The organism is Myceligenerans halotolerans (genome assembly GCF_054782975.1).
On record NZ_BAAGRL010000027.1, the window covers coordinates 19,152 to 29,741 of the forward strand.

The 10,590-nt window shown below is 74.1% G+C and carries 7 protein-coding genes; 5 read left to right on the forward strand and 2 right to left on the reverse strand.

The window, feature by feature from the left end; translation table 11 throughout:
- Positions 1 to 40 precede the first annotated feature (40 nt).
- Together ACYVK5_RS17980 and zapE are read left to right on the forward strand one after the other, a co-directional pair.
- The gene (locus tag ACYVK5_RS17980; RefSeq protein WP_460707335.1) at positions 41 to 1,027 is read left to right on the forward strand and encodes a hypothetical protein; all 987 of its coding nucleotides are present in this window, start codon (positions 41 to 43) and stop codon (positions 1,025 to 1,027) included.
- Positions 1,028 to 1,218: 191 nt separating this feature from the next.
- Positions 1,219 to 2,277, forward strand: coding sequence for a cell division protein ZapE (zapE, locus tag ACYVK5_RS17985; protein WP_460707336.1), 1,059 nt, complete (start codon positions 1,219 to 1,221; stop codon positions 2,275 to 2,277).
- Positions 2,278 to 2,390: 113 nt separating this feature from the next.
- Here zapE and ACYVK5_RS17990 read toward each other — a convergent pair whose 3' ends face one another.
- A complete protein-coding gene (locus tag ACYVK5_RS17990; RefSeq protein WP_460707337.1) occupies positions 2,391 to 4,232 on the reverse strand; it encodes an alpha-amylase family protein in 1,842 nt (613 codons plus the stop codon).
- Between the two features lie 10 nt (positions 4,233 to 4,242).
- Positions 4,243 to 6,417: a glycogen debranching protein GlgX gene (gene glgX, locus ACYVK5_RS17995; protein WP_460707338.1), complete on the reverse strand. Its 2,175-nt coding sequence runs from the start codon at positions 6,415 to 6,417 to the stop codon at positions 4,243 to 4,245.
- Positions 6,418 to 6,622: 205 nt separating this feature from the next.
- On the opposite strand from glgX, the gene ACYVK5_RS18000 reads away from it, so the two are divergent.
- The 3 genes from ACYVK5_RS18000 to ACYVK5_RS18010 all read left to right on the forward strand — a co-directional run bounded on the left by ACYVK5_RS18000 (position 6,623) and on the right by ACYVK5_RS18010 (position 10,450).
- On the forward strand, positions 6,623 to 6,919 hold the full coding sequence (locus ACYVK5_RS18000; protein ID WP_460707339.1) for a hypothetical protein: 297 nt from the start codon (positions 6,623 to 6,625) through the stop codon (positions 6,917 to 6,919).
- Between the two features lie 58 nt (positions 6,920 to 6,977).
- Complete coding sequence (locus ACYVK5_RS18005) at positions 6,978 to 7,253, forward strand: hypothetical protein (RefSeq protein ID WP_460707340.1); 276 nt, start codon at positions 6,978 to 6,980, stop codon at positions 7,251 to 7,253.
- Between the two features lie 68 nt (positions 7,254 to 7,321).
- Positions 7,322 to 10,450, forward strand: coding sequence for a VanW family protein (locus ACYVK5_RS18010; protein WP_460707341.1), 3,129 nt, complete (start codon positions 7,322 to 7,324; stop codon positions 10,448 to 10,450).
- Positions 10,451 to 10,590 lie beyond the last annotated feature (140 nt).

A 10,590-nucleotide genomic window follows, 5' to 3' on the forward strand; every position in this document is an offset into this window, starting at 1 on the left:
CGGCGCACGGAACGGCGTGGCCCCCGGTAGCGTCGGGGTCGTGACGAACGAGACGACACCGGTCGACGCGCCGGAGCCGACGTCGTACCCCGTGGTCGTGGTCGGCGCCGGCGGCTACGTCGGCAGCCGGCTTGCCGCCGGCCTCGCCCGCACCGGGCGCACGGTGCTCGCGGCGTCGCGCCGCCCGCTCCCCGCCTCGCTGTTCAGCGCATCCGCATCCGGAGTCGCCGGGCACGGCGATCCTGTGCCCGACGGCGGTCCGGGGCCGGGCCGGTCCCGGACCGACGCCTCCCCGGGCCCCGGGCCCGTTCCCCCCGCCGCGCCCGGTGGCGGTCTGGTGCGGCCCGTGACCTACTCGGACCTGACGGGCCTGGGTGACGCCGTCCGCTCCGCCTGCGACCGGGACGGACTCCCGCTCCCGGGCGGCGTGGCCGCCTCGATCGGCGGCTGGCACCTCGGGGCGCGCCTGCTGGACGAACCCGATCTCGACGGCTGGCGCGCCACCCTCGACAGCCACCTCACCGCTCATCTCGCCGCTGCCCGCGCGCTCGTCCCGCTGCTGCGCGACTCCGCCGGCCCCCATCCCGCCTACGTCGTCCTGAACGGCGCCGCCCGCACGGACCCGATGGCGGGCTCGGGAGCGATCAACGTCACCGGCGCCGGCCTGGCGATGCTGATCCGGGTGCTCAACCTGGAGGAGGACGCGCCCGGTGTCACCCGCCCCGGTGAGGTACCCGGACCCGGCGTCGACGCGGACGGCCCAGGCGGCGATCCGGCCAGTTCACGCGGACTCGGCGACGACGCCCCCGGACCAGGCGACGCTGCCGCCGGAGCCGGCGGTGGCCCCGGCCCGGCAGATGCCGGGGCGAGCCGTCGCGTCCGCTTCCACGAACTCGTCATCGACCATGCGGTCGCGGGCGACGACCGCAACGTCACCCCGGACCGGACAGTCCCCCCGGCCGCCGTCGCCGCGGCGGTGACTACGATCCTCGCCGACCCGGCCACCCCCGCAGTCGTCCACGTCTGAGCTCTGCGGTCGGCCCGACGTCTTGCCGTCGGTCCGATGTCCTTGCGGTCGGTCCCTCAGTGGGCCGACCGCAATGGCATCGGACCGACCGCGCTTCATCGGACCGACCGCTCGGCGTCCCGCCGGCCGCGCGTGTGAGGTTGGTCTCCGGAGGGCGGAGGCCCGGCCGGGCGACGGTAGCGTGGGACGTCGTGACAGTCACCGACCACGGCGCTCCGACCACCACCCGTTCCCTGACCGGGGTACGGCCGGAGGTCCCGGCGCACCGCCTCGTGGACGACATGGTGCCGCCGCCCCACTTCGCCGAGGCCCGGTTCTCGACCTACCGCGCCAACCCCGGCCACCCCAGCCAGGCCCGCGCCCTGGCCCGGCTGGAGGAACTCGCCGCACAGGTGGTCGCCGGCACCCGCCCGAGGCCCTTCGCCGTCTTCCGCAAGAAGGCCCCCGCACCCGCCGCCTACCTCGACGGCGGGTTCGGCGTCGGCAAGACCCACCTCCTGACCTCCCTCGCGCACGCGGTGACCGCCGAACTCGGCGCGGGCGCGGTCACCTACGGCACGTTCGTCGAGTACACCAACCTCGTCGGCGCACTCGGCTTCCTCCCCACCGTCGAGGCCCTCGCCGCCCGCCACCTCGTGTGCATCGACGAGTTCGAGCTCGACGACGCCGGCGACACCACCCTGATGTCCCGCCTCCTGCGCGAGCTCGCCGACCGCGGCGTCGCCCTCGCGGCCACCTCCAACACCCTGCCCGGCGCCCTCGGCGAGGGCCGCTTCGCCGCCGAGGACTTCCTCCGCGAGATCCAGGCGCTCGCGGCCCGATTCGAGGTCCTGCGGGTCGACGGCGAGGACTACCGGCACCGGACCACGGTCACCGACGCGCGCCCCCTGCCGGACTCCGAGGTCGCCGTGGCCGGGGCCGGCGTCGAGGACGCCACGCTCGACGTGTTCGACGGCCTGCTGGAACATCTCGCCACCGTGCACCCGTCCCGGTACGGCGCGCTCCTGGACGGCGTGCGGCTCGTGGCGCTGACGGGCGTGCGGCCCGTGACGCGGCAGGACGTGGCGCTGCGGCTGGTCGTGCTGGTCGACCGGCTCTACGACCGCGACGTCCCGGTCCTGCTCGGCGGCTCCGGCGAGCACGGCCTGTTCACGGCGGAGATGCTGGCGGGCGGCTACCGCAAGAAGTACTACCGCGCGTTGTCCCGCCTGGGCGCGCTGGCCGAGGAGGGCCGCCGCTCGCTGAGCTGAGGCGGCCGGGCCGACGGTCCGCCGAGGACGACGTCGCCGTGGACCGAGACCGTTGCCGCCCGCGGCGACGTCGTGCTCGGCGAGAGGCGGCCGGGGGGCTCGCCGGGGATCGGTCAGTCCGCCCGCAGGACCGCGACCATGCGGGGCGGGACCGTCAGCGTGTCGCCCACGAGGCGTGTGGCGCCCGGCTCCCAGGCCGCCTGCAGGTGGAAGTCACCGGGCGCCGGAGCGCCGATCGTGCCTTCGTTCGGGCGCAGCAGCGTGGAGATCCGGAGCGCGGCCAGCGCCCCCGACGTGTTCAGCACGAGGGCCCCGCGCCCCCGCACCACGGCGAGGACGGTCGAGTCCGTCGAGGCGCGGATGTCGAGCGGCAGCTCGAGCTCGGTGACGATGGCGCGGCGCAGGCGCAGGAGGACACGGCCCCACTTGGCCAGGCGCAGTTCCTCGGGCGTGCGCGGGACGACGGGCAGGTGCTCGGTGTCCAGCATGAGCGGCGTCCCGGCAAGGACGGCGAAGGCCAGCAGGCTGGCGCGGACGTCGACGTCGTCCACGTCGAGCAGGGCGCGGGCCGGGCTCTCCTCGTCGGCCCACGGCACGGCCAGCGCCGCGCCGGGCATCCGGGTGATGTCCTCGACGACGGCGGCGCCCGCGCGCCGCATGCTGCGCCGGTTGTGCCGCGGCCCCTGGCGGGCGGCGCGGCGGACCGACGGCGCGAGCGTCTCCGCGAGCATGCGCACGGTCGCCATGTGCTCGGGGCGCCCGGGTTGCAGCAGCAGTCCGGCGACGGTGCTGGTGAGGCGGTCGCTCAGGCCAGGGCCGTCGAGGTAGAGGGCGTACCGGCGCTGGGCCTGCTCGCCCTCGTGCACCACCGAGTCGGCGAGTTCCTGGACGAACGGGATCTGCGCGCGGTCGGCGAGCGCGGGGGTGTCGAGGACGATCCCGTCGAGGTGGAACGTGTGGAACCAGTGCCGGGCGTTGTCGATGAGGAAGCCGCGCGGGCCGAGGCTGCCGCTGCCGTCGAGGTTGATGCGGGTGAGCGCGGCGTCGGTGCGCATCGTCGGGCCGGAGCCGATGCGGGCGGGTTGCCGGCCGGGCCGGCGCAGGCGCGCGGCGCCGAGGGCGGCGCTCAGGTTGATCGGCCCGGTGCGGGGACGGGCCAGGGGGATCTGGCCGGTACGCGGCCGCATGGCCTGGGCGGCGCGGGTGGCGGCGATCTGGTCGTCGACCCGGGTTCGCGGGCGTGCGGCGGGCTGCCCGGTCGAGTAGGGGCCGAAGGCGTCGAGCCCGAGGTCGTCGGCGACGGCCCAGCGGTAGGGCACGTTGAGGACGACGGCGAGCCGGGCGCCGTGCGCGGCGTCGACGAGCCGCTGCAGGCCGGCGGGGCCGCCGAGTTGCTGGGCCACCGAGTGGAGCCGGACGCCGCCGGCCGGGCCCTCGTCGGGGTCGTAGGCCGCGACGGGTGCGACCTCGATGCCGTCGACGCCGAGGCCGGCGATCTCGGGCAGGTGGTGGACGACGTCGTCGAACGTGCCGCCGGGGGTGAAGGAGGCGACGTCGACGTGCAGCAGCACGCCCGCCGTGAGATCGGGGGGCGACCAGGCGCCGTCGGACCAGTCGAACCGCGACGGGTCGAACACGCGGCTCGGGCCGTGGATGCCGTCGGGCAGCCAGACGGAGCGCGGGTCGGGCAGGAGCGGTCCGCCGTCGACGGAGAATCCGTACTCGGTGCCGTGGGGGAGGTCGACGTCGGCTCCCCAGCTTCCGGGGTGGTCGGCGCCCACCAGGCGCAGGGGCAGGTGCTCCGGCTCCTCGTCCGGGTCGTACGGCAGGAGGACCTCGACCACGCGGGCGCGCGGCGCCCACACCACGGGACGGCGGCCGGGGACGGACGACTCGGGGGTGGTGCCGGGCGGGGGAGGGGACCCGAACGACGGGTCGGGACTCGGGCCGGTCACGGCGGCAAGCCTAGTCGGCCGCGCTGGAAGGGCGAGTCGACGCGGCCGCGGCCGTCCGGGGAGCGAGACCCTCACCCGTGGGGCGGGTCAGGACGACCACGCTGCGGCCCGTCACGGGCAGTGTGGCGCGCGCGTCGAACGCCGTCCCGGGGGCGGCGTTGTCGTCGGTGTCGAGCACCACCGTCCACGCCGCCCCGTAGCTCTCGGGTGGCAGCGTGAAGTCCAGGCGTTCGGAGTGGGCGTTGAGCAGCAGGAGGAACGAGTCGTCCACGATCGGCTCGCCGCGGCCGTCCGTCTCGGTGATCGCGTCGCCGTTGAGGAAGACGGTGACGGTGCGGGCGTACGACGTGTGCCAGTCGGTGTCGTCCATCTTGTCGCCGGTCAGGTCGAGCCACTCGATGTCCGCCAGGTCGCCGGTGCGCGTCCCCTCGAAGAAGCGGCGGCGGCGCAGCACGGGGTGGTCGCGGCGCAGGCGGACGGTGCGCCGGGCGAAGTCGAGGAGTTCCTCGTCGGGCTTCTCCCAGTCCATCCAGGTGAGCTCGTTGTCCTGGCAGTACGTGTTGTTGTTGCCCTGCTGGGTGCGGCCCAGCTCGTCGCCGTGGGACAGCATCGGCACGCCCTGGCTCAGCAGCAGCGTGACGAGGAAGTTGCGGCGCTGGCGGGCGCGGAGGCGGTTGACGCCGGCGTCGTCGGTGGGGCCCTCGGCGCCGCAGTTCCAGGAGCGGTTGTGGCTCTCGCCGTCGGCGCCCGCCTCGCCGTTCGCCGCGTTGCGTTTGCTGTTGTAGGAGACCAGGTCGTTGAGGGTGAACCCGTCGTGGGCGGTGACGAAATTGATCGACGCCACGGGCCGCCTGCCGGTGTGCTCGTAGAGGTCGCTGCTGCCGGTGAGGCGACTGGCCAGCTCGGGCAGGGTGGCCGGCTCCCCGCGCCAGAAGTCCCGCACGGTGTCGCGATACTGCCCGTTCCACTCGGTCCACAGTGGCGGGAACCCGCCCACCTGGTAGCCGCCGGCGCCCAGGTCCCACGGCTCGGCGATGAGTTTGACCTGGGAGACCACGGGATCCTGGTGGACGATGTCGAAGAAGGCGGACAGTCGGTCCACCTCGTGGAACTGCCGGGCCAGCGTGGCCGCCAGGTCGAAGCGGAAGCCGTCCACGTGCATCTCCTCGACCCAGTACCGCAGCGAGTCCATGATGAGCTGGAGCACCGCCGAGGAGTGCATGAGCAGGGAGTTCCCCGTGCCCGTGGTGTCGAAGTAGTGCGCCTGGTCGTCGTCGACGAGCCGGTAGTAGGCGGCGTTGTCGATGCCGCGGAATCCCAGGGTCGGCCCGAGGTGGTTGCCCTCGGCGGTGTGGTTGTAGACGACGTCGAGCAGCACTTCGATGCCCGCCTCGTGCAGCGCCTTGACCATGGCCTTGAACTCCATGACCTGCTCGCCGCGCGTGCCGTAGCCGGCGTACCCGTTGTGCGGGGCGAAGTACCCCATCGTGTTGTAGCCCCAGTAGTTCGTCAGGCCCTTCGCCCGCAGCGACGGGTCGGTGACGAACTGGTGCACGGGCATGAGTTCGACGGCCGTCACACCGAGGCTTGCGAGGTGGTCGACGACGGCGGGCTGCGCCATGGCGGCGTACGTGCCGCGCAGCTCCGGCGGGACGTCCGGATGGCGCATCGTCATGCCGCGCACGTGCGCCTCGTAGATGACGCTGTCGTGGTAGTCCGTGGCGGGCGGGCGGTCGTGGCCCCAGTCGAAGAACGGGTTGACCACCACCGAGGTCAGCGTGTGCCCGGCGGAGTCCGTCGTCGTCGGCGAGGCGCTGCGCGCCGTGGCCTCCGCCGGCCGGTCCAGCGGGTAGGAGAACAGCGACGCGTCGCCGTCCATGTCGCCGTCCATCGCCTTGGCGTACGGGTCCAGGAGGAGCTTGGCGGGATTGCACCGGTGTCCGCGGGCCGGGTCGTACGGGCCGTGCACGCGGTAGCCGTACCGCGTCCCGGGGCCGACGCCGGGCAGGTACACGTGCCAGACATGGGCGTCCACCTCGGTCACGTCCACGCGTTTCTCGCTGCCGTCGTCGGACACGAGGCAGAGTTCCACCCGCTCGGCGACCCCGGAGTAGAGGGCGAAGTTGGTGCCGGTGCCGTCGAAGGTGGCCCCCAGGGGGTAGGCACGGCCGGGCCAGGTCTGCATACCGAGCATCATCACACCCGGCCCGGGCGATGCCCAACAGGATCCCGTCGTGTCGTGCGGAGGTCGTGCGACGGCGGGCGGTCCGGGGTGCGCAGAGTTTCACTGCTGGTCAGAGTGCGAACACGTTGTGTCGAGGACGTGTCGTGCCCGTGGCCGATCGTGTCGGGGTAGGCATCGGACGACGTTGGCTGCGAGGATCGATCTCATGGTGACCGAGGCGGGGGAGTCGCAGTCGAACGGTACGGATGTGGGGGCCGGTGCCGGGGCCGAGTCCGGGGCCGAGGAGGTCGTGCCCAGGGTGGTCAGAGTCGAGCCGGGCGACGAGTCGCTGGCGTCGTACGCCCGGATCGCGCCGCGGCCGCCGAAGCGGCGCCCGACCCGCAGCGAGGTGCTGGGCGGTGGTGACGCGACGAAGGCACCGAAGCGACTCGCGGCCGAGGAGCTCCACCCGATGACGGGGGACTCGAGCGGCATCTCCTGGGACGACCCGGAGGAGCTGTAGGCGGCGCGGTTCCGGGGTCTCGCGCGGCCGTGTCGCCGCGGCCGCGTAGCCTGGGCGCGTGGAAGACACCGCACCCGTCAGCGCGGCGATGCATCGCGCCAAGGCCGATGCCCGCGCCTCCCACGTGACCGTGGGAGAGCTGCGTCACCTGCCGCGAGGGCGGGTGGAGACCGACTGCTCCTGCGGGATGGTGCTGACCAACGGGCCCGACTGGTCGCTGGACGAGCACATCCGCCTGCACCGTGCGGAGGCCCGCTACCTGGCTGTCAGCCAGGTCGCGCCGCCGGGCATGCCGCGCCTCATCGAGGTGGGGGCCGACCGGCGCCCACGGTGACGAACCCGCCGTCCAGGTCTGCGACAATCTCCCCATTCTTCCCAGCTCAGCAGCACGGAGACTTCTTGATGGACCGACCCTCGGAGCGCTCGACGACGCTCGACCCGACGCCGCCGGAAGACGCGGAGCCCGCGGCGCCGGATCCGGAGGGACCGGACGGGGCTGTGCTGGACGGGGAGGTGCCGAACCGGGAGGTGCCGAACCGGGACGTGCCGAACGGCGCGGCATCGAGCGGCGCGGTGCCGGGGGACGCAGCACCGGGTGAGCCGGCATCGGACGGGGATCGCCCTGGTGAAGCCGACCTGAGCGGCGAGGCGACGGACGAGGACCCGAGCGGCGAAGAGTCCGGAGCGGACCGGCGAGGCGAGGCCGAAGACGCGCGAGGCGACGCTGAGGCGGACGCCGGACCGCGCACACCGCCGGGCCTGGTGACCGGCCCCGAGGCGGAGGCACCGAGCGACAGGGGACCCGAGGACGGCGCGCCGGATGGCGAGGTGCCTGCCGACGACGCACCGGCGACACTCGGCGACGATCCGCCGGAGAGTCAGGCGCCCGCCGCCGACGTGTCCGCCCAGGACGCGTCGGGCGGTGACGTGCGCGCCGACGACGGGGCACGCAGCGGCGCGTCAGACGGCGAGGCATCACCCGACGACGCGCCGGGCGATCACGCGCCGGGCGATCACGCGCCGGACGATCACGCGCCGGACGGTGACGCGTCACCTGACGACCGGGCAGACAGCACCGGGTGGGACGGCGACGCACCAGGAACCGACGTGTCCGATGCCGTCTCCCCGCCCAGGGCGGAGACGCGCGAGGTTCAGCCGGTCGAGTCGGGCCCCGAATCAGGAGCGGGCGAGCCGGGAGCCGCCGCCGCACCTCGGCCCGACGGCGACGCCCGCACAGAAGAGGCGTCGGAGCCGGCCGACTCGGCCACAGCACCCGACTCCAGGCACGAGGCACCGGCCGGTCCCACGATCGCCGTCGCCTCGGACACCACCGCCGGCGATCGCGCGGTGACGAGCGGCAGCACGGGCGGCGGGGACGCCGGCGGTCACGAGGTCGTTGCCGATCGCGACGGGAGTGCGGCCGGTGACGGCGAGCGTGCCGCCGTCGATGGCAAGGCGGCAGCTGGTGATGACGAGGCCGCCGGTGACGACGGCGAAGCGTTCGCCGCCCCGATCGATGTCCAGGTGATCGCGCTGGCGCTCGTCGAGGCCGCGACGGAGGACGCCGCCAGGGTGAGCCCCGCCCCGACCGCTCCGCCGTCCGACCCCGCACCCGCACCCGACCCCGCGCCGGCGGTGCCGCCGTTCCCGATGCCCGTCCCGCCCACGACCCCGGCGCGCGCTCCCGAGGGCTCCGCCCGGGCCGTCGTCGGCCGGCGTGTGCGTGACCTGCGGGCCTGGTGGACGGGGGCCGGGCCGGACGGCGAGCCGGTCGCCGACCGCGTCGCGCTGCGCAACCGCAGGATCGGGACCGGCGCCGTGTCGGCCGTCGTCGTCCTGCTCGCCGTCTACGCGATCGTGGCCGCCGTGCAGGCCGACGTCGTGCCGAAGGGGACCACGGTCGCCGGCGCCGAGATCGGCGGGCAGAGCACGGCGCAGGCCGCCGAGACGCTCGACGGCGCGCTCGCGGGACCCGCCGCGAAGCCGGTGGAACTCGTCGCGGGTGAGGCGTCGACCACGCTCGACCCCGTCGCGGCGGGGCTGGCGGTGGACGTTCCCGCCACCGCGGACTCGCTCACCGGGTTCAGCCTCGGCCCCGCGCGGATGTGGCAACACCTGTTCGGCGCCGGTCCCGCCGTTCCGGTCCTCGACGTGGACGACGAGGCGTTCGCGTCCGCCGTCGGCGGATTGGAGGACTCGATGGCGGTCGCTCCGGTCGACGGTGCGGTCGAGTTCGCCGGTGTCGAGCCGACGGCGACGCCCGCCCAGGACGGCACGCGGATCGATCCCGGCGTCGCGGGCCGTGTGATCAGGTCGGCGTGGCTGGTCGCGGACGGCCCCGTGGAACTGCCGACGAGCACCGTGTCCCCGCAGATCACGCAGGAGGAGACGGACGCGGCCCTCGCGGAGGCAGAGAAGATCGTCTCGGGACCGGTCGACGTGAGCGTCGGCGGGCAGCGGGCGGAGCTGCCGCCGAAGGTGCTGGCGTCGGCGGCGAGCTTCGTCGAGAAGGACGGCGGACTCGTCACGCAGTTCGACGGCGCCACGCTGACGCAGGCGATCGTCGAGCGCACCGACGACCTGCTGACGACGGCCGACGGCGCGCAGTTCGGTTTCGCGTCCGGCAAACCGGAGGTGATCGGCGGTGAGCTCGGCACCACTCTCGCCGACAAGCCCACACGGAACGCGATCCGTGCCGCGGCGCTGGGCGACGACCGCACGGCGACGCTCGAGGTCGTGCAGCAGACCCCCGAGAACTCGACGCAGGCGTTGCGGGCGATGGGGGTCAAGGAGGTCGTTGCGGAGTTCTCCACGCCGCTGACCAGCGACTACGTGCGGACCCAGAACCTGGTCCGGGGCGCCGAGATGATCACCGGCGACCTGATCCGGCCGGGGGAGACGTTCTCCCTCATCTCGGCGCTGTCCCCGATCACCCTGGCGAACGGGTACGTGGCGTCAGGGATGATCATCGGCGGGCAGCACATCGACGGGGTCGGGGGCGGGCTGTCGCAGATGGCCACCACCACGTACAACGCCGCGATGATCGCCGGGTTCGAGGACGTCGAGCACTACCCGCACTCGTACTGGTTCGAGCGCTACCCGGCCGGCCGCGAGGCCACGATCGCCGTGGGGAGCAAGGACATGAAGGTGCGGAACAACACGCCCTACGGTGCCGTGATGCAGTCCTGGGTGGCCGACAACCAGCTGCACGTGCGGATCTGGAGCACCAAGTACCTCAAGAACACCTGGACCGACGGCGAGAAGCGGAACATCGTGTCGCCGGGCGTGGTGAACAGCTCGGATGCCGGGTGCGTGGCCTACCCGGGCGGTCAGCCCGGCTTCACGATCACCGTCGGCCGCAGGGTGGAGCGGATCAGCGACGGCAAGGTGGTCATCGAGCGTTCGTACACCACGACCTACCGGCCGGACCACGCGCTGGCCTGCGTGACGCCCCCACCGCCGGAGCCGCCGGACCCCCCGGAGCCGCCTCCCGGCGACACCGCACCGACGCCACCCGGCCCGGACGACTGACGCGCCGACACCGCCGGGCGCGGACGGCTGACGCGTCCGAGAACCCTGTGCGGGGCGTCGGGGCCGGTGGCGCCCGGACGCGCGCCGGTGCACGACGGCCGTGTCCCATGACGAACCCGCAGGTGACGCCCAGGCGCGCG